Origin of the sequence: Enterococcus sp. UD-01, from assembly GCF_044909655.1 — a bacterium.
Classification (GTDB): domain Bacteria; phylum Bacillota; class Bacilli; order Lactobacillales; family Enterococcaceae; genus Enterococcus_L.
The window spans coordinates 1-19,414 of the sequence record NZ_JBIYEU010000028.1; the positions used below are offsets into that span (position 1 = coordinate 1).

At 40.3% G+C, this 19,414-nt stretch carries 15 protein-coding genes and 1 pseudogene; all 16 read left to right on the forward strand.

The window, feature by feature from the left end; all coding sequences use genetic code 11:
- A pseudogene (locus ABH902_RS15420) lies at positions 1–374 on the forward strand (hypothetical protein); the annotation flags it as partial.
- Between the two features lie 105 nt (positions 375–479).
- Positions 480–4,316, forward strand: a complete 3,837-nt coding sequence (locus ABH902_RS15425; RefSeq protein WP_404592247.1) for a SpaA isopeptide-forming pilin-related protein — start codon at positions 480–482, stop codon at positions 4,314–4,316.
- Between the two features lie 176 nt (positions 4,317–4,492).
- Positions 4,493–5,290, forward strand: coding sequence for a TIGR00282 family metallophosphoesterase (locus ABH902_RS15430; protein ID WP_404592249.1), 798 nt, complete (start codon positions 4,493–4,495; stop codon positions 5,288–5,290).
- A gap of 181 nt (positions 5,291–5,471) precedes the next feature.
- Entirely contained in the window at positions 5,472–5,840 is a 369-nt protein-coding gene (locus tag ABH902_RS15435; RefSeq protein ID WP_404592251.1) for a RicAFT regulatory complex protein RicA family protein, read from the forward strand.
- 2 nt (positions 5,841–5,842) lie between these two features.
- Entirely contained in the window at positions 5,843–8,410 is a 2,568-nt protein-coding gene (mutS, locus tag ABH902_RS15440) for a DNA mismatch repair protein MutS (protein ID WP_404592253.1), read from the forward strand.
- Between the two features lie 47 nt (positions 8,411–8,457).
- Positions 8,458–10,515 carry a DNA mismatch repair endonuclease MutL gene (gene mutL / locus ABH902_RS15445; protein ID WP_404592255.1) on the forward strand — a complete coding sequence of 686 codons (2,058 nt, stop codon included), beginning with the start codon at positions 8,458–8,460 and terminating at the stop codon, positions 10,513–10,515.
- 23 nt (positions 10,516–10,538) lie between these two features.
- Positions 10,539–11,096 (forward strand): Maf family protein, encoded by a 558-nt coding sequence (locus tag ABH902_RS15450; RefSeq protein WP_404592257.1) that lies wholly within the window; start codon positions 10,539–10,541, stop codon positions 11,094–11,096.
- Between the two features lie 24 nt (positions 11,097–11,120).
- Positions 11,121–11,615 (forward strand): acyl-CoA thioesterase, encoded by a 495-nt coding sequence (locus ABH902_RS15455; protein ID WP_404592260.1) that lies wholly within the window; start codon positions 11,121–11,123, stop codon positions 11,613–11,615.
- 77 nt (positions 11,616–11,692) lie between these two features.
- Positions 11,693–12,130 carry a peptide-methionine (R)-S-oxide reductase MsrB gene (gene msrB / locus ABH902_RS15460; protein WP_404592262.1) on the forward strand — a complete coding sequence of 146 codons (438 nt, stop codon included), beginning with the start codon at positions 11,693–11,695 and terminating at the stop codon, positions 12,128–12,130.
- 154 nt (positions 12,131–12,284) lie between these two features.
- A complete protein-coding gene (locus ABH902_RS15465) occupies positions 12,285–13,952 on the forward strand; it encodes a peptide ABC transporter substrate-binding protein (protein ID WP_404592266.1) in 1,668 nt (555 codons plus the stop codon).
- A gap of 163 nt (positions 13,953–14,115) precedes the next feature.
- Complete coding sequence (gene ruvA, locus ABH902_RS15470) at positions 14,116–14,724, forward strand: Holliday junction branch migration protein RuvA (RefSeq protein ID WP_404592280.1); 609 nt, start codon at positions 14,116–14,118, stop codon at positions 14,722–14,724.
- A 13-nt stretch (positions 14,725–14,737) separates the two neighbouring features.
- Positions 14,738–15,748, forward strand: a complete 1,011-nt coding sequence (gene ruvB, locus ABH902_RS15475) for a Holliday junction branch migration DNA helicase RuvB (RefSeq protein WP_404592268.1) — start codon at positions 14,738–14,740, stop codon at positions 15,746–15,748.
- Between the two features lie 168 nt (positions 15,749–15,916).
- Positions 15,917–16,486 carry a TetR/AcrR family transcriptional regulator gene (locus ABH902_RS15480; RefSeq protein ID WP_404592271.1) on the forward strand — a complete coding sequence of 190 codons (570 nt, stop codon included), beginning with the start codon at positions 15,917–15,919 and terminating at the stop codon, positions 16,484–16,486.
- A 114-nt stretch (positions 16,487–16,600) separates the two neighbouring features.
- Complete coding sequence (locus ABH902_RS15485) at positions 16,601–18,295, forward strand: oleate hydratase (RefSeq protein ID WP_404592273.1); 1,695 nt, start codon at positions 16,601–16,603, stop codon at positions 18,293–18,295.
- Positions 18,296–18,465: 170 nt separating this feature from the next.
- Positions 18,466–18,927, forward strand: coding sequence for a low molecular weight protein-tyrosine-phosphatase (locus ABH902_RS15490; protein ID WP_404592275.1), 462 nt, complete (start codon positions 18,466–18,468; stop codon positions 18,925–18,927).
- A gap of 133 nt (positions 18,928–19,060) precedes the next feature.
- Positions 19,061–19,285 carry a hypothetical protein gene (locus ABH902_RS15495; RefSeq protein WP_404592278.1) on the forward strand — a complete coding sequence of 75 codons (225 nt, stop codon included), beginning with the start codon at positions 19,061–19,063 and terminating at the stop codon, positions 19,283–19,285.
- Positions 19,286–19,414: the final 129 nt, after the last annotated feature.

Here is a 19,414-nt window from a genome sequence, read left to right on the forward strand (position 1 = left end):
CGAATTACCAGCAAACGAAGGGGTTAACGCTGGTCTATCAAGGGAAATGGCAGGCAGCAGGTGTCAATAAATATGATGGACAAGAGGTTGAATTGTTCACGAAAATAACCAAAGCGTCGTTTTCAAAGGAGGAAATCGGCGCCTTAACTCAGAAATCTGATTTATATACGATCGCCAGTCAAACAAGCAAAACCATCACGCTGAGGTATACCAAAAAAGGGTTGGAACAAGTACAGGCAGCGACGGATTTGGACAAGATCGTACATGTGTCATTGGAGGAACTGCATTGGGATAAAAAAAGGGAACGGTTGTATTTAAACAGCAGTTATTTCTCTGATGAGCGAATCAAGTTTCAACTGAAAAAGGAAAAATAAAGGGAAAAATAAAAAGGGAAAAAATAAAAAGAAAAAAAGGGAAAAAAGGGAAAATAAAAAGTGTTGTTGTAAAACGGACGAAACGAAAGGAGTGAATAATTTAGAATGAAAAATAAAAAGTATATTCTCTCTTTGTTTGTTTTAGGGATTAGTTTAGTGATCGGTATGTTCTTTGTCAATGCTATGAACGCTAAAGGTAAAATAAAAGCGCAAGAACCGATAGAAGCGCATTTGATTAAGGATAATATCTTTGAAGATGTTACCATTACTGTTCCGGGCGAAAAAAATCGAGTGTTGGAACAAGAGGATTATCTTCAAAATAATTCAGAAGTTAAAGTTTCCATGCGCTTTAAGTTTGTAAATAAAAACTACAAGGCAGGCGACTCTTTTGTTACAAATCTGCCAGCCGGTTTTGTATATAAAGGAATTCTGGAAGGTGAGCTAAACGACTCCGTTTCATCATCAGCCACGGCTTCGTACGCGATTGATTCTACAACAAATAAATTAACCTTGACGTTTACGAAAGATGTCCCTTCAGCAGAGTATACGATTGATTGGACCACTCGAATAAATTACGCTGATGATCAAAATTCTAAACAAACCATGCTTTTTGAAACACAAACACCGACGAAATACGATATTCATTTGTACAAAAGTGATGCAAAATCCAGTGCAGCCGGAAAACTGTTTGATAAAGATGGTAAAAGTACAAGTTTTATGCCAGCTACAGGTCAATTTGAAGGCAATGTGAACTACAAACATATTGATTTATCAACCTTGAAGATAACATATACTTCAGAAATCAAACCATCAAATTGGGACGACGGCTTTGTAAAAATGACTCACAATATCGATTCACTTAAATTTTACACGTATGATACGGCCATTAACGGAAGTATGATCGGAGAGAAAAGAGAATTGATAAAAGGGCAAGATTTTACGATGACCCAGGATGCGGATGGCAGCTATCAAGTTCAATTTAAAACTCCTTTCTTCGAAGCTTTGGAAGTAGCAGAAGGGGAAACGACTTTTGATTATTCCGACTTCAACCCTATTTCCAATGGTACGACTGGAACTATCTATAACGCAGGTATATTCTTTTATGCCTATTCAAAAGCAAATGAGCAGGTATCGTCGTTTCGATTTAATTATACGTACAATGTTTTATCAGTAGGCTATTTAGGCTTAGGAAAACTTGAAGCTGATAAACAGGTGAAGGAAAATGAACGGATTGTCAAAGTGCCCATCTATATTAATGGAACCAATCAGGAGTTGAAAAAAGGGGATACCTTTACTTTAACAACTGAAGGATTGCCGGCAATTGTAATGATTGACACTGATTTGGCTCGAGAATACCCCTTATCAATTAGTCAAACTTCTGGTACTGTCACCGAAGGAACCAAGGGGAAAATCAATCACTGGCAAATTAGTACAGATGAATTTGGCAAGATCATCCTTACCTATACAGGCGACGATACAACAGAGGCGTTTGGTTTGGATCTTTATGCTGGTATTGACGATTCAATAGAGGATTCTTTCGGTAAAAATTTTGAACTTTCCGGAAATGGCTATAAAACTACTGGGAAACCGGTGTTTAAAGGGAAAAGTTTTAACTCTAAAACGGGAGTATATAATGCTGAAAAAAGTTATGTTTCCTGGGAAGCAACAATCAATTCACTTTATCAAAAAGTAACCAAGCTGACAGATACGTTTAGTGACGGTATGAAGGCAGGATCGTTGAAAAATTTAACTATTAGATCAGTTGCTTTTGGCCAGAACGCTACGTCGAGGGTATTAGTTGAGCATGAGGATTATGAGCTGATTGATAAATCAGACTCTTTTGAAATCAAGTTTTTAAAAGGTGAAATGAATGAGAAGTTGACAATTACCTACAATACACAAGTTGATCTGGATACCGTAGATCTGCAAAATTTTAGAGTTAAGAATATCATTACCCCAACGATCAAATTCAATCCAACAACTGAAAAAGAGTTGGAGACAATTGGCTATGCTTACTTGCCAGCGTATTTAAAAACCAATGCGCCCTATTTGTTTAGTAGAAACGGACAAAACAGTACCACAGAAAAAATTGAACAACGTCCGGTAAACCAAATCAAATTATTGATCAATCCGGCCGGTATGGAACTTACCAACAATAAAATAGTTATTAACCATAAGAGTCTGGATGTTTCCATATTGGATAAGAAAATTAAAGTTAATAAAGTTAAAACACTTTCTTTAGCAAATTATGGAAGCTTGATATTAGGAGAGGAAATTCCAGCAGACAGTGATGAATATCCTAAATTTACTATTGAAGATGACCAGCTTGTTGTAAGTAATAAAAAGCTAAGTGAACCGATGATTGTCAGTTTTACTTATGCAAAAAATAATTACTATAACGTGACAAAAGATATAGTGACAATCAATCAAACCACTGACAATTTGACTACGGTGAAAAAGAATAGTGATACGCTCTATTTCAATAATTGGCTGGACAGCAGCTTTGTGCTGAAAGCCAGCGATTCTTATTCTAATATTGCGGAAGGTACCTTTAAAATTGACAAAAATAATGGTTCTGCCATCATCAAAGGAACGGAAATTAATGTAGCGTATATGTTAGAGGCCAAAGAAATTAGTGCATTAAGGGAAGTAACGGACGGAGAAGGGAACCCTTTGCCGGCTGCCACAGTTACTTTAAGTACAAGCGGCAATCAGCACAAGATCATTGTCAATGCGGACAATTTAACGAATGGCTTAATTGTTAAACTTAAATGGAGCTTTGCTACCAGCGGACAGAAAACTTACTATGGAGGCTATGCTGCCTACATCGCTAAAAATTTCAATGGTGCATCTACCACGCAAAGTTATAGTGATAGTTCATATAAATGGCAGGGAAGCTTAGAAATTGACAATTCGGGAGCCGGCGGTAAAGGTGAAATGCTCTTCAGTGATTTAATTCTAAATATTGTTGATTCAGGCACAAGCACCCCTCTTTCTGGAGCGGTTTACGAGATTATCAATGAAGACGGAACGGTCATAGCAACAGAAACATCAAACAATGAAGGACAAATTATCTTAAAGGACAGCTTAGTAACAACTTATCGTATAAGAGAAGTGACTCCGCCAAGTGGTTATTCACCAAATGAAGAATATCAGGCTCCGGGTAAATCCTATACAATGTCTGCTTCAGGCGGAAATGTAATAACGATTTCTTATGCAAAATCTAGTCAATTAACGGTACATTTCAGCTACGAGGACGGAACAGATCTCGAAACAGCAGCACCCGTTACTATTGCAGGCAGCGCTGGTTCTACGATTAATTTGAAAGAACAAAAAGCGGTTGCTGATCAATTGGGACAGCTTGCGTTAGAGACGGCAGATTATCACTTCTTAGCCTTCGATAATGCCGGATTAGAAGGAACAGAAACAAGTTTGAAATTCCCATCAGGAAATGCCGATGTATACTTTAAATACGAAGGATTGCTTTCGTTGCAGGTTCCTAAGCTTTTGACGTTTGAAACTGGCTTTGTTTCTCCATTTACACAGACATTATCTTATGAAAATCAAGATGATTTTGAAGTGTCGCTTCGAGACAGTCGTCAAATAACGAGCTCTGCTACAACGAATGAAAGTAAAACGCGTGGGAATATTCGTTTGAACGCATCTTTATCAAAAGAATTTAAAACCTCTAAAAATAAAGTATTAAGAGATGCTCAACTGTATTATCAAACTGGCGGTAATAGCGTGCTGTTGAACGGCGCTGGCGGCGAACTAGTGAGTAATAGACAGGATGCAGCCAACCCTAGTCAAAAAGATTTCACTTTTATTTTAGATACGAAGACAAATAAAAGCGAAGGCTTTAAACTTGAAGTGCCAGCTAAAGGAACTTTAGCAGAAGAATATACAGGCGAAGTGACTTGGGAGATTATTCAAGAGCCTTAATAAATTAAATAATAAGACAGGAGTGACTCTATAAAGATGAGGATGCTGCTGTCTTATTATTTATTCATGAAAACCATGGATTAGCTATTTCCAGAAAGTAGCTAAGCTGGCACTTCCTTTCCGACGTAAAAAACACTATAATAATAAATAGATACTAAAAGAGAAGAGGAAGTTGTTTGCGTATATTATTTATAGGAGACGTTGTCGGATCGCTGGGAAGAGAAACTCTAAGTACCTATTTGCCTAAGCTAAAGAAAAAATACCGCCCGCAGGTAACCATTGCCAATGGTGAAAATGCAGCGGCAGGTCGGGGGATTACCGGCAAAATCTACAAGAAATTTTTACAAGATGGCGTCGATGTGGTTACTTTAGGCAATCATAGCTGGGATAACAAGGACATTTTTGAATTTATTGGCGAAGCCAAAAAAATGATTCGGCCAGCGAATTTTCCGGAAGGCACTCCCGGGCAAGGCATGGTGTTTGTCAAGGTGAATCAGCTGGAGCTGGCAGTGATTAATTTGCAGGCGCGTTCGTTTATGGTGGATTTGGATGATCCTTTCCGCAAGGCGGAGCAGCTGATTGCAGAAGCACGCAAAAGAACATCATTGATTTTTGTGGATTTTCATGGGGAAACAACGAGTGAGAAACAAGCGATGGGCTGGTTTTTAGACGGTAAGGTCAGTGCGGTGGTTGGGACGCATACTCATGTTCAGACCAATGATGCACGTATTCTCCCTGGCGGTACTGCTTATTTAAGTGATGTTGGTATGACAGGACCTTATGACGGCATTTTAGGCATGAAGCGTGAAGCGATTATTGATAAGTTCATAACGGCTTTACCGCGCCGCTTTGAAGTAGTTGAAGAAGGCCGCAGTCTTTTGTCAGCCTGTGTCATAGACCTTGACGATCAGACGGGACAGGCCAAACGGATCGAACCAATTCAAATTAATGAAGATCGTCCCTTTGAAGAATAAGTTAGTTTATAGAAGAATACGGATGTACTCCTAAAAAACTTAAAACAAGAACGTCGTTCGTTTTTGCTTTGAGTTTTTTTACTTCATTTTATTTTAGGGGAACTGTCGATTTAAAATGAATTATGTTAAAATAAGTAGACTTGAATCACCATAAAATCTAATATACTAAAGGTGTGAAATCATGGAGCCTTCCATTACAGATAAAAGAATTAACGAAGAGCTGGACAAACTATTGGCACTGATTGGCGAAGATCAGCGTATTAAGCGCTACAAAGAACTGGAAGCCAGAGTTCAAAAAAATACTAAGCTGAACGAATTAGTCGAACAAATCAAAGCTGCTCAAAAAGATGCTGTTCAGTTTGCGCATTATGATAAACCGGAAGCTGAAAAGACGGCAATTGCCAGAGCAGATGCTTTAACGCAGGAATTTGACGAGCATCCATTAGTAGTCGCTTATCGCGCACAATTGGTAGAAGCAAATGACTTATTACAGCATATCACTGAAATGATCCAATATAGAATGAATGACGAATTAGAGAAAGAAGGGTAACAATGCCGCAAAAAACTAAGAACACACCGATGATGGAACAATATTTAACCATTAAAGACCAGTATCAGGATGCTTTTTTGTTTTATCGTTTAGGCGATTTCTACGAAATGTTTTATGAAGATGCTATTAATGCTTCTCAACTTTTGGAGTTAACGTTGACGAGCCGCAATAGAAATGCTGATGAGCCGATCCCAATGTGCGGTATTCCCCATCACGCGGCGCAGGGCTATATTGATACTTTGATCGAAAAGGGCTACAAAGTAGCGATTTGCGAACAAGTAGAAGATCCTAAAACGACCAAAGGCATGGTTAAACGTGAAGTCGTTCAGCTGATAACTCCGGGAACAGTTATGAACAGCAAAGGTATTGAAGCAAAGGATAATAATTATCTGACAGCTATTGTTGAAACAGACGGTCAATTTGGGATCGCGTATGTAGACTTAAGTACCGGCGAGCTGAAAACGGCAGTTTTAGCAGATGAAGATGGCGTTATTAACGAAGCCTCAGCTTTACAAACGAAAGAAATTGTTTTAGGTACTCCTATTTCAGAAACCTTAAAAAATACGCTGAAAAGTCGCTTGAACATTATTTTCTCGGAACAGCTTGAAGCGGAAGAAAATGCTGAGTTTAGCTTTTTGACTAGTGAATTAGGTCAAGCACTTGAAGTCGAAGTGACCGGCAAGCTGTTGACTTATTTAACCACTACTCAAAAACGTAGCTTGGCGCACATTCAAAAAGCAGTCGAATATCAGCCGGATCATTTTTTGAAAATGGATCATTATTCTAAATTTAATCTTGAGCTGACACAATCGATTCGTACCGGCTTGAAAAAAGGCACGCTGTTATGGCTGTTAGATGAAACAAAAACGGCAATGGGCGGTCGTTTATTAAAGCAGTGGCTAGATCGTCCGTTAATACAGGAAAAGCAGATTCATTCACGGCAAGAAATGGTGCAGTCGTTATTAAATGCATATTTTGAACGTGCAGATTTACAAGCTGTCTTAACCAAGGTTTATGATTTGGAACGTTTAGCCGGTCGCGTGGCTTTTGGTAACGTTAACGGTCGTGATTTAATTCAATTAAAAACATCACTCGAGCAAGTACCGTTGCTGCGTGAGCTGATTATCGGCATTAATCAGGGCGAATGGAATAATCTTTTGGTTGATTTAAATCCAGTTGAAGATCTTGTTGATTTAATCGAACGAGCGATTAATGATGAAGCACCTCTAGCTATTACTGAAGGAAATGTCATTAAAGACAATTATAATGAAAAGCTGGATGAATATCGGGATGCGATGCGTCACGGCAAGCAATGGCTGGCGGAGCTTGAAGCAAAGGAACGTCAGGAGACGGGCATTAAAACATTAAAAGTCGGCTTTAACCGGGTCTTCGGCTATTATATCGAAGTAACTAAATCGAACTTGGCCAACCTTGAAGAAGGCAAATATGAAAGAAAACAAACCTTAGCCAACGCTGAACGCTTTATTACACCAGAGCTAAAAGAAATGGAAACCCTAATTTTAGAAGCGGAGGAAAAATCCGTTGATTTAGAATATCAATTATTTTTGGAGGTTCGCGAACAGGTTAAAGCCAATATTGATCGCCTACAGAAATTAGCGAAAACCATTAGCGCAGTGGATGTGCTGCAGGCTTTTGCAACAGTGAGTGAACGCTATCAATACGCGCGTCCAGTCTTAAAAAGCAACAGTAAAGAGCTGCATATCGTGGAAGGTCGTCACCCAGTCGTAGAAAAGGTATTGGGACATCAGGAATATATTCCTAATAGCGTGCATATGTCGAAAGAAAATATTATACTGCTGATTACAGGTCCGAATATGTCGGGTAAAAGTACTTATATGCGGCAATTAGCGCTAACAGTGGTAATGGCACAGATCGGTTGCTTTGTGCCGGCTGAATCCGCTGAATTACCGATTTTCGATCAGATTTTCACACGGATCGGGGCTTCAGATGATTTAATTGCCGGACAAAGTACCTTTATGGTGGAAATGATGGAAGCCAATCAGGCACTGCGGCATGCGACGCCAAACAGCTTGATCCTATTTGATGAGCTGGGGCGCGGAACAGCAACGTATGACGGGATGGCTTTGGCACAGGCGATTATCGAGTATATTCATCGCGAGGTCAAAGCGAAGACCCTCTTTTCAACCCATTACCATGAATTAACCGTGCTGGATGAAACATTAGCAGGTCTGGAAAATATTCATGTGGGCGCCGTTGAAAAAAATGGCGAGGTCGTCTTTTTGCACAAAATGATGGAAGGACCAGCTGATAAAAGCTACGGTATCCATGTGGCTAAAATTGCCGGCTTGCCAAGCGACTTGCTGGAGCGGGCTGCGACGATTCTTTCAGCGCTGGAATCAGAAGAACAGCCATTGAAGGAAATTGAAGCAGATCCAATGATTCGCGAGGAAACAGAACAGTTATCCTTATTTAAAGAAGTTTCTACGGATGAATTAAGTGTGATTGATACTTTACGAAAAATGAACTTATTAGAAATGACGCCGATGGATGCCTTGAACAAATTACATGAGCTGCAAAAACGAATCTAAACCACAGACCGAATGTATAGAAACTGAATCAGGAGATGAGCGCACGTATGGGAAAAATACAAGAGCTGTCTGAACAGCTTGCCAATCAGATTGCAGCAGGAGAAGTAGTTGAACGTCCCGCTTCGGTTGTCAAAGAGCTTGTGGAAAATGCGATCGATGCCGGCAGCACTCAAATTGATATCTTTATTGAAGAAGCCGGATTAAAAACGATTCAAGTGATTGATAACGGTGAAGGAATTGCCAAAGATGATATTCTGAATGCCTTTAAGCGACATGCAACCAGCAAGATTCATACGAGAGACGATTTATTTCGAATCCGCAGTCTGGGCTTTAGAGGCGAGGCGCTGCCGAGTATTGCTTCCGTTTCAGAGATTACTGTAGAAACGGCAGTTACTGATGAAGCAGAGGGCAGCTTTATTCAAATGAAGGGCGGAAAAGTCGAAGAGCATCGTCCGGCTGCATTACGAAAAGGCACCAAAATTACCGTAGCGAATCTTTTTTTCAATACACCTGCTCGTTTAAAATATGTGAAGACCATTCAGACTGAACTAGCCAATGTTGGTGATATCGTCAATCGTTTAGCGCTTAGTCATCCCCATATTGCTTTTCGTCTGGTTCATGATGGCAATAAAATGATGAATACTGCCGGAAATGGTGATTTGAAGCAGGCGATTGCCGGGATCTATGGCATTAGTACCGCTAAAAAGATGTTGAAGATCCAAGCCGAGGATCTGGATTTTAAGCTTTTTGGCTACGTATCCTTGCCGGAAGTGACCAGAGCCAGCCGCAATTATTTGTCAATGATTATCAATGGCCGCTACATCAAAAACTTTGCGTTAAATAAAGCGATTGTTGAAGGCTATGGCTCTAAATTAATGGTAGGACGTTTTCCGATTGCCGTCTTGGAGATTCAAATGGATCCGTTATTGGTAGATGTCAACGTGCATCCGACCAAACAAGAGGTTCGACTGAGCAAAGAGAAGGAACTAATGGCTTTAATCAGCGGAGCGATTGCAGATGTTTTAAGACAAGAACAGTTGATTCCCAACGCGGCGGATAACCTTCGTTTTAAAAAGAAAGTGGATCAGCCTAAAGTTGAACAAATGGAAATTCCTTTATCCGATCAAAACGAAGACGCAAAGCCTGTCCCTGTCCGTAAGCCGGGGAGCTTAGGCTATGATGCAGCTAGCGGTAACTTTTTTGTAAAAGAAACGCTGACTGAATTTCCGAAAGCAAAACCAGCCTTTGCTGAGATGCAGCACCAAGAATCCGTAACGCCGGATATGGATAAAGAAGCCCTTTTGGCACATGCTTTTGGATCGCCTGTACAAGAACCAGTTGCAGAGACCGTCGTTGAAGCGACAGAAAGCAGCGATACGCCGCTTTCTGAAACGTCTGAACAGGTATATGAAGAAGAATTAAGTCATCATCCTGAATTTGATTTTACCGCTAGAGAATCGGAACGTGAATTAGCCACAGCTTTGAACAAATTAGCGACAGAAAAGCCCAAGGAACGTTTTCCTGAATTGGATTATTTCGGGCAAATGCATGGCACCTATTTGTTCGCACAAAGCAAAGAGGGCTTATACATCATCGATCAGCATGCGGCGCAGGAACGAATTAAATACGAATATTTCAGAGAAAAAATCGGAGAAGTCAGCGATGATCTGCAGGAGTTGCTAGTACCGATTGTTCTTGACTACCCCAATAGTGATGCACTGAAAATCAAAGAGCAAAAGGAAATCTTGGCACAAGTCGGGATTCATTTGGAGGATTTTGGTCAAAATAGCTTTATCGTGCGTGCGCATCCAACGTGGTATCCGCCTGGTGAAGAAGAAACCATCATTCGTGAGATGATTGATATGTTTTTAACCACAGGGAAAGTTAGTGTGAAAAAGTTCCGGGAAGCGACAGCGATCATGATGAGTTGCAAGCGTTCAATCAAAGCCAATCACTATTTGAACGAACAACAGGCGCGCGTACTGCTAAAAGACCTTGCCGCCTGTGAAAATCCGTTTAACTGTCCACATGGCAGACCTGTATTGATTCATTTTACCAATTCAGATATGGAAAAAATGTTCAAACGAATACAAGATCCCCATTAAACTACGAGGAAGAAGGATGAAAAATGGCCGTTATTTTAGCTTCGCAGTCGCCTAGAAGGCAGGAACTGTTAGGTCGCATTATTTCCGACTTTGACATAGTGCCGGCGGATATCGATGAGCAAATAAAAGAAAAGATCACGCCGGAAGCTTATGTTCAAAAGATGGCCTCCGAAAAAGCCGCGTACGTGGCAGAACAATATCCCGCTGATTTGGTGATTGGTTGCGATACAATCGTAACGATTGACGGAGAAATACTAGGTAAACCTGTTTCCAGAGCAGACGCTTTGCGAATGCTAAGACAGCTAAGTGGACGAACACACAAAGTGTACACTAGTGTAGTTATGAAAAAAGGGACACAGCAAAGCTCAATGACTGTTCCTGCAGAGGTGGTCTTTTATGAGCTATCTGATGAAGAAATTGAGTGTTATTTGGATACCTTAGAATATCAGGATAAAGCAGGCGCTTACGGCATTCAAGGCCAAGGTGCCTTGTTGGTTAAAGCAATTCAGGGCGATTATTATGCGATTATGGGCTTGCCTATAGCGACTGTTTATCGCATGCTTGCCAATTTTAGTGAATAGAGAGTTATTGAAAGAAGGAAAATTATGAAATGCGCTGAAACCAGAGCTGTTCAAACTCATATTATTACGTATCCACATTTAAATTTCCACAAAACCTTATTTGGCGGACAACTAATGGCTTGGCTGGATGAAACGGCCGGGATTGTTGCTGTTCGTCTGTCAAGAGCCGCTATTGTGACTGCTTCTGTCGATCATTTGGACTTTTTGGCACCGTTGAAGGCAAGCCATTCTGTTTGTATTGAAGCGTATGTTTCCGGCGTAGGCACACGTTCCATGGAGATTTTTGCCAAGGTAATCGGTGAAGATTTATTTTCGGGTGAGCGTTATTTGGCAGGTACTTGCTTTATGACTTTTGTGGTTCCTAAAGGAGTCAAGTTGCCGTCGATTGAACCTGAAACAGAAGAAGAGCATTTTATCTGCCAAGGCTACGAAGCAAGAAAGCAGGTCAGACAAGCCAAACGCCAAGAAAGTCTTGATTTAGCAAAAAATATTGATATTAATAGTCCGTGGCATAGCTAGCGCAAACAGAAAAAGAGTGTTTTTTCTCCATTAATGCTATGATAGTATCAATAATTTAGGTAAGGATGTGGACAATCATGGAAAAACCATCGAAAGAAGAGTTAAAAGAAAAATTGTCGCCTATTGAATACGCCGTTACCCAAGAAAATGCTACTGAACGACCATTTACCGGTAAATATGATGACTTTTATCAGGAAGGCATTTATGTAGATATTGTAAGCGGCGAACCGCTTTTCAGCTCTACTGATAAGTACGATGCCGGCTGTGGTTGGCCCTCATTTACGCAGCCAATTCAAAAGCGCGGGGTTAAGGAAAAGGCTGATTTTTCTTTAGGAATGCACCGTGTGGAGGTACGCAGCAATGAAGCAGATTCACATTTAGGTCATGTGTTTAACGATGGACCGCAGGCTGAAGGCGGGTTACGGTATTGTATCAATGCAGCAGCTTTACGATTTGTACCAGTAGACCAATTAGAAGTAGAAGGCTACGGCGAATACAAAAGTCTATTCGAATAAATCCCAAAAACTTATCTAGCCTAAAAAGGTTAGGTAAGTTTTTTTGTCTATTTAAGAAAGAAGCTTTCCCCTTTTTAATCAAATATGATAAAATGATTAAATAAATAATAAAACAAAAAGAAAAGTTTGTTTAAAAAGAGAAGGAGATGAAAAAATGAAGAAAATGACAAAGTTAGTAAGTGTTGTTTTGGCGTCAACGATACTATTGGCAGCTTGTGGCAGCGGTGGTAAAACCACTTCTACAGATAGTAGTACTAAAAAGTCAAAAGCGAATGGGGAGCAATTATTTAAATTGGTAGTCCAACAGGAAATGCCTAGTGCAGATTTATCCGTAGCAACCAATACAATCAGTTTTTCAGCGTTAAATAATGTGTATGAAGGTCTGTATCGTTTGGATGAAAAAAGTAAACCGCAGCCGGCAGGTGCTGTAAAATTAGCTGAAAAAAGCGAGGATGGTACCAAATATACCTTCCAGCTTAGAGAAGAAGCAAAATGGTCTAATGGAGATCCCGTTGTAGCAGCAGATTATGTTTACGGCTGGCAGCGCACGGCAGATCCGAAAATTGCCGCTGAATATGCATTTATGTTTGAGTTAATTAAAAATGGTGCGGATGTTACCACGGGTAAAAAGCCGTTGGATGAATTAGGGATTAAAGCCATCAGCGACTATGAGTTGGAAGTAACGTTAGAGCAAGCAACTCCGTATTTTGATTATCTGTTAGCGTTCCCTTCATTTTTCCCGCAAAATAAAAAAATTGTTGAAGGAAAAGGAAAAGATTACGCAACAACAAGCGAGGCTTCTGTCTATAATGGTCCGTTTACCTTAACAGATTTTGACGGTCCGGGAACGGATACCGAATGGTCTTATACTAAAAACGACCAATATTGGGATAAGGACACGGTAAAACTAGAAAAAATTGAAGTTAAAGTAGTCAAAGAAGCTCCAACTTCTCTGAACCTTTTTCAAAATGATCAAGCAGATGACGTTATTTTGAGCGGCGAGTTGGCGCAGCAAATGGCGGATGATCCAGAATTAGTCATTGAAAAAGATGCGCGTACTTCTTATATCGAATTTAATCAAAGAGATAAAAAGTCACCATATCTTAATGCAAACTTGAGAAAAGCAATCTCTTATTCTATTGACCGCAATGCGATTGTTGATCGAATTCTAGGTGATGGTTCAATTGCTTCAACCGGATTAGTTCCAGCTGGTATGTCTTATTCGCCAAAGGACAACACAGATTTCGCGGACGAAAATAAAAACCTGCTTGACTATGATAAAGAGCAGGCTCAAAAATATTGGGCAGCCGCTAAAAAGGAATTAGGCATCGACAGCTTCAAATTTGATATTCTTGGCGATGACACTGACTCCACGAAGAAAATTATGGAATACATTCAAGGAGCGGTACAGGAAAATCTGGATGGTGTAGAGGTGACGGTTACGAACGTACCGTTTGCGGTTCGTTTAGATCGTGGAAAAAATGGCGATTTTGACGTCCTTGTAGGCGGTTGGGGTGCTGATTACGCTGACCCTAGCAGCTTTACCGATTTGTTTATTACGGGGAGTTCTTATAATAGAGGGCGCTTCTCTAATAAAGACTATGATGCTTTAGTTGAAGCGTCCGGCAAAAAAGATGCTTCAGATCCGGAAAAACGCTGGGAAGACATGGTAAAAGCAGAAAAATTATTGATAGATGAAATGGGTGTAGCACCTATTTACCAAAAAGCAGAAGCTCATATGCGTAATAAGAAAGTCAAAGGGGTCGTTGCTCACGGAGCAGGAGCTAGATACGATTTCAAATGGACCTACATCTCTGAATAAAAAGCAACAAGTCGGTACGAGCAGTTTAGAATCGTACTGGCTTGTTTTATTGCCTTTTTTAGCTATTGGTTTTCTTCATTTTGTGCTAAAATAGAAACATATGTGCGCATAAAGCGTAAGAGAGCAGTCAGAGGAATCTGATTTGCCAGAGAAAGGTGAAAGCATGTACGAGTATATCATCGGTAAAGTAACATTTATTAATCCTTATTACATTGTAGTGGAAGCGAATGGTATAGGGTATCAAGTCTCAGTAGGAAACCCTTACCGCTATTCTGGAAAAGTCGATCAGGAAGTGAAAATTTATCTGCATCAAGTTATTCGTGAAGATGCGCATACATTATATGGCTTTAGTGATTTAGATGAAAAGCAATTATTTTTAAAATTAATCAGCGTTTCCGGCATTGGACCAAAAAGCGCCTTAGCAATTATGGCTTCGGAAGATCACGGCGGGTTGATTTTTGCGATTGAAAATGAAGATGCGGCATATCTGACGAAGTTTCCGGGCGTGGGGAAAAAAACGGCACAGCAAATGGTCTTGGATTTAAAAGGGAAGCTAGGTGAGCTGGAAACCTCTGATGCAGCGGTTGAAGCCATGGCACAAACGACGATTCATTCTGCCAACCAAGCATTGACTGAAGCACTGGAAGCATTGAGCGCACTCGGCTACAGCGAGAAGGAAGTAAAACGCATTACGCCTAAGCTGGAAGAATTAGGCACACTCAAAACCGACGAATACTTGCGCAACGCTTTGAAGCTAATGATGAAACGCTAAGGAGGGTCAGCTAATGATGGAAGATGAAAGACTACTTTCAGCGCAAAGCAGTGAAGGCGAAGAATCGCTAGAAAAATCACTGCGACCGCAGTCGCTTGAACAATACATCGGTCAGGACAAAGTGAAGCAAGAATTGACGATTTATATAGAAGCTGCCCGCAATCGAGAAGAAGCCTTAGATCATACCTTGTTGTATGGACCTCCGGGACTGGGGAAAACTACCATGGCGATGGTGATTGCCAACGAAATGCAGGTAAATATTCGTACGACTAGCGGACCGGCGATTGAACGAGCCGGCGATTTGGTGGCTATCTTAAATGAATTAGAACCGGGCGACGTTTTATTTATTGATGAAATTCATCGACTTCCTCGTGTTGTTGAAGAAATGCTGTATTCAGCGATGGAGGATTTTTACGTGGACATTATGGTCGGTCAGGGCACTACAGCACATCCAGTGCATTTTCCCTTGCCGCCGTTTACTTTAATCGGTGCTACGACCAGAGCCGGCATGCTGTCTGCGCCGCTTAGAGATCGATTCGGTATTATTTCACATATGGAATATTATGAAACGAAGGATTTAAAGGAGATCGTCTTACGTTCTGCGGATATTTTTCAAACGGAAATTATTGAAGAAGGTGCCTACGAAATTGCGCGGCGTTCGCGCGGCACTCCCCGAATTGCCAACCGCTTATTGAAACGGGTTCGTGATTTTGCTCAGGTTCAGTCAAACGGAATCATTAATTCCAGCATTGCCGATCAGGCGCTTACGTTGTTGCAGGTGGATCATCAAGGCTTAGACTATGTTGATCAAAAGCTGTTAAGAACGATGATTGAATTGTACGGCGGCGGCCCTGTAGGCTTAAGCACGATAGCCGTAAACATCAGCGAAGAAACGGAAACAGTAGAAGATATGTATGAACCGTATCTAATTCAAAAAGGCTTTATCAAAAGAACTCCTAGAGGTCGTATTGCAACTCCGTTGGCTTACGAGCATTTTGGTTATGATTCCTACTATAAAGAATAAAAAAGACGTTGTTTTCTTTCTGTAAAGGAAGAAGACAGCCTCTTTTTTTGGGGATGAAACATTCGAGTAAACCAAACCATTAACAATCAGTAAAAATATACCTTGAGTTTATATTTTCTGCTCGTTTTTTGGTATGATAAACATAACTAAAAAAGTGAGGGCAAATGTATGAGTGAATCTCAAATTACCAAAAAGGCAATCTCAGCAGCGTTAATTGATTTATGCGAACGAAAATTGTTTAGTAAAATCAGCGTGCAGGATATTACTAAACAAGTAGGCTTGAATCGTCAAACCTTTTATTACCATTTCACAGATAAGCAAGACTTACTGCGCTGGATTTACACCCATGATGCATTGATTTATTTGGATTTAACGGAAGTCAGCATTGATAACTGGGAAGAACAAGCATTGAAAATGCTAAAAGCCATTCAGTCGAAAAGTGATTTCTACTATAATACGGTGAGTTCAGATTCTGACGTATTAAGAGCCTGTTTTTCTACAATTACGAATCAATTATTTATTAATTTATTTGAAGAAATGGACGAAGAAAAGCAGCTTCTCCCAGAAGACAAAGAATTCTACGCACGCTTTTTTTCCTATGGCTGCAGCGGCGTGCTGATTAATTGGATATTAGACGGCTATAAGGAATCGCCATTGGAAATTGCAACACAGCTATTTCGTTTAGCAAAAGATACAGAGTTCTTTTCCTATCGTCTTTACCAAAAAGAAAATGACTAGTTGTGACAGATAGAGAAGAGTGTCTAAAAAGCGGACAGGCTGAAAAGGCTATCACAAGACTTTTATGAATAATCGTTGTACGCTGATTTTAACGAATAAATCGGAGGGATTTTCATGAAAAAAAGACAGCTTGGGTTGGCCGCTGCTAGTCTGTTAGGTGCCGCTTTTTTTGCTAAAAAGTTGGCTGCTGAAAAGAAAGAAGTCAAAGAAGCGAAAATAGAAGAAGAGATTAATAGTCGTTATTATGGCGATAAGCAGGTCTACCTGATTGGCGGCGGAATTGCTGCTTTGTCTGCTGCGGCTTATTTGATTCGTGATGCGAATTTTAGTGGGAAAAATATCCATGTCATTGAAGGCCTGGATATTCTTGGCGGCAGCAATGACGGTATTGGAACCAATGAAAAGGGCTTTGTCACTCGCGGCGGTCGTATGCTGAATGAAGAAACCTATGAAAATTTTTGGGAGTTGTTTGACAGCATTCCGTCTATTGACTGGCCAAATCATAGCGTGACAGAAGAAATTTTAAATTTTGATCATTTGCATCCTACACACGCACAAGCGCGTTTAGTCACCAGCAATCAGCAAATTCTCGATGCACATACGATGGGCTTTACTCATGAAGATCGACTGGCTATGACGAAACTGCTGGCGGCTTCTGAAGAAAGCTTGGATGACTGTACCATCGAAGATTGGTTTGGACCGCACTTTTTTGAAACGAATTTTTGGTATATGTGGCAGACAACCTTTGCTTTTCAAAAATGGAGCAGTCTCTTTGAATTCCGTCGATATATGAACCGCATGATTTTGGAATTTTCACGAATCGACACACTGGCAGGCGTAACACGGACGCCGTTGAATCAATACGACAGCGTTATTATGCCTTTAAAAGCTTTTTTAGAAAAGCATAGAGTTGATTTTACTTTAAATGAAACGGTCGTTGATTTAAGCTTTGCACCCGGAGATGAGCTTACGGTAACTGCGTTGACCTTTGAAAATGGCGAAACAATTGAGCTGGCTAAAGACGATGTAGTTATTATGACTAATGGAACAATGACAGACAGCTCAACTCAGGGAGACTGGAGTCATCCGGCACCCGCTGTTATTGAAGAAGCACGTTCTGCCAGACTTTGGCGTACGATTGCAAAGAAAGGAACAGGCTTGGGCGATCCAGAACCATTTTTTGGTCATGAAAATGAAACAAATTGGGAAAGCTTCACAGTGACCTGCAGCGGAGACAGCTTGTTAAAACGCATTGAAGAATTTTCAGGTAATATTCCCGGCTCCGGTGCCTTGATGACGTTAAAAGACTCCAGCTGGCTGTTAAGTACAGTAGTGGCTGCCCAGCCGCATTTTCGAAATCAGGATCCGGATACCACGATCTTTTGGGGCTATGGTATTTATACGGACAAAGTCGGTGATTATGTGAGAAAGCCGTTGCGTGATTGTACAGGTGAAGAAATTTTGTACGAATGGATTTGTCAGATGGGCTGGCAGGAGGATTGGGAAGAAATTAGTCAGGATATTGTAAATGTTATTCCAGTTTATATGCCGTATATCGACGCACAGTTCCAGCCCCACAGGCTGGCAGATCGTCCGCCGGTTGTACCGGAAAACAGTACTAACTTTGCAATGGTCAGTCAATTTGTGGAAATTCCTAAGGATATGGTTTTTACAGAAGAATATTCTGTTAGAGCAGCACGAATTGCGGTATATACTTTATTCGATATTGACAAAGAAATCCTTCCGGTTACATCCTATAATCGGGATGCTAAAGTGCTGGCACAAGCAGTACGGACGATGTTTCGCTAATTTTATAGCTAAAAGCTGAGATCGCTGGACTTTGCTCTTTTATTTTTGAAGAGCGTCTTTGATTTCAGTTTTTTTATGAGTGGTGAAAATTAGTTGAGAATAGAGCGAATCAGTCATTTTGTGATATGCTAGGAATTGTATGATTAAACTAATAGAAGGAGAACGTATGAATGAAGATTTTATTCGTTTGTTTAGGTAATATTTGTCGCTCACCAATGGCTGAAGCTGTGATGAAGGAAAAATTGGCTAGTAGTGGTTTTGCTGATAAAGTGACTGTCGCTTCAGGGGCAACTAGTCGCTGGGAAGAAGGAAATCCTCCACATCCCGGAACACAAAAAATTCTAAATAAGCATAATATTTCCTTTGAAGGAATGTATTCTACTCCAATAACCACACAGGATTTTGAAAACTATGACTTACTCATTGGCATGGATAACAGCAATGTGGAAGACATGAAACGCATTGCACCAGCCGGTACGACAGACAAGATTCATCTCTTTATGGAGCTGGTGAACGGTAAAGAAACGGAAGAGGTTCCGGATCCTTATTACACCGGTGATTTTGATCAAACCTATCAAATGGTTAACGAAGGTACAGAGGCTTGGCTTGCCTACTTGAAAATGTCACTATAATAAAAGACAAAAATCTGGAAATCTCGGTCTTAAGATGGATGTTTCTTCAATGTAAAGGCTTTACAATAAAAAAGTAGAGTATTCAGGGAAGAAATGAAGCATTAATAAAGTAAAAAAGATTGGAGAGAGAAGGATGCAGCGTTCTTATACATCGATTGTCTATGAAATGAGTTTATATTATGGTTTGTTGGCTATTGTGCTGCCTTTAATTTATGCTGTGACAAATCAGCTTTCATTTTTTGCTGTTTTTAATATAGAATGGCTGTCTGTATCTGTTTTCTTGTATCCAATTGTACTGATATTAGCTGTCATTCGTTATGCAATTTATCATTTCAAAAAAATCGGACCATTATCGTGACAATAAAAAAGAGAAGAACAGTGGCGGTTCATTAGGAAGTGCAACTACTTTTTGATACAAAATAAAAAGAGCAACTCAATTTGATCTTGTTAATCGATAATCAACGGGTGAAAGATACCCTAATTTTGC

Bases quoted from the DNA above. Each gene is read 5' to 3' on its own strand.
- ruvB (WP_404592268.1), top strand. From the start codon at position 14,738: ATGATGGAAGATGAAAGACTACTTTCAGCGCAAAGCAGTGAAGGCGAA.
- ruvA (WP_404592280.1), top strand. From the start codon at position 14,116: ATGTACGAGTATATCATCGGTAAAGTAACATTTATTAATCCTTATTAC.
- ABH902_RS15495 (WP_404592278.1), top strand. From the start codon at position 19,061: ATGCAGCGTTCTTATACATCGATTGTCTATGAAATGAGTTTATATTAT.
- ABH902_RS15455 (WP_404592260.1), top strand. From the start codon at position 11,121: ATGAAATGCGCTGAAACCAGAGCTGTTCAAACTCATATTATTACGTAT.
- mutS (WP_404592253.1), top strand. From the start codon at position 5,843: ATGCCGCAAAAAACTAAGAACACACCGATGATGGAACAATATTTAACC.
- ABH902_RS15480 (WP_404592271.1), top strand. From the start codon at position 15,917: ATGAGTGAATCTCAAATTACCAAAAAGGCAATCTCAGCAGCGTTAATT.
- ABH902_RS15450 (WP_404592257.1), top strand. From the start codon at position 10,539: ATGGCCGTTATTTTAGCTTCGCAGTCGCCTAGAAGGCAGGAACTGTTA.
- ABH902_RS15465 (WP_404592266.1), top strand. From the start codon at position 12,285: ATGAAGAAAATGACAAAGTTAGTAAGTGTTGTTTTGGCGTCAACGATA.
- ABH902_RS15485 (WP_404592273.1), top strand. From the start codon at position 16,601: ATGAAAAAAAGACAGCTTGGGTTGGCCGCTGCTAGTCTGTTAGGTGCC.
- ABH902_RS15435 (WP_404592251.1), top strand. From the start codon at position 5,472: ATGGAGCCTTCCATTACAGATAAAAGAATTAACGAAGAGCTGGACAAA.
- ABH902_RS15490 (WP_404592275.1), top strand. From the start codon at position 18,466: ATGAAGATTTTATTCGTTTGTTTAGGTAATATTTGTCGCTCACCAATG.
- mutL (WP_404592255.1), top strand. From the start codon at position 8,458: ATGGGAAAAATACAAGAGCTGTCTGAACAGCTTGCCAATCAGATTGCA.
- msrB (WP_404592262.1), top strand. From the start codon at position 11,693: ATGGAAAAACCATCGAAAGAAGAGTTAAAAGAAAAATTGTCGCCTATT.
- ABH902_RS15425 (WP_404592247.1), top strand. From the start codon at position 480: ATGAAAAATAAAAAGTATATTCTCTCTTTGTTTGTTTTAGGGATTAGT.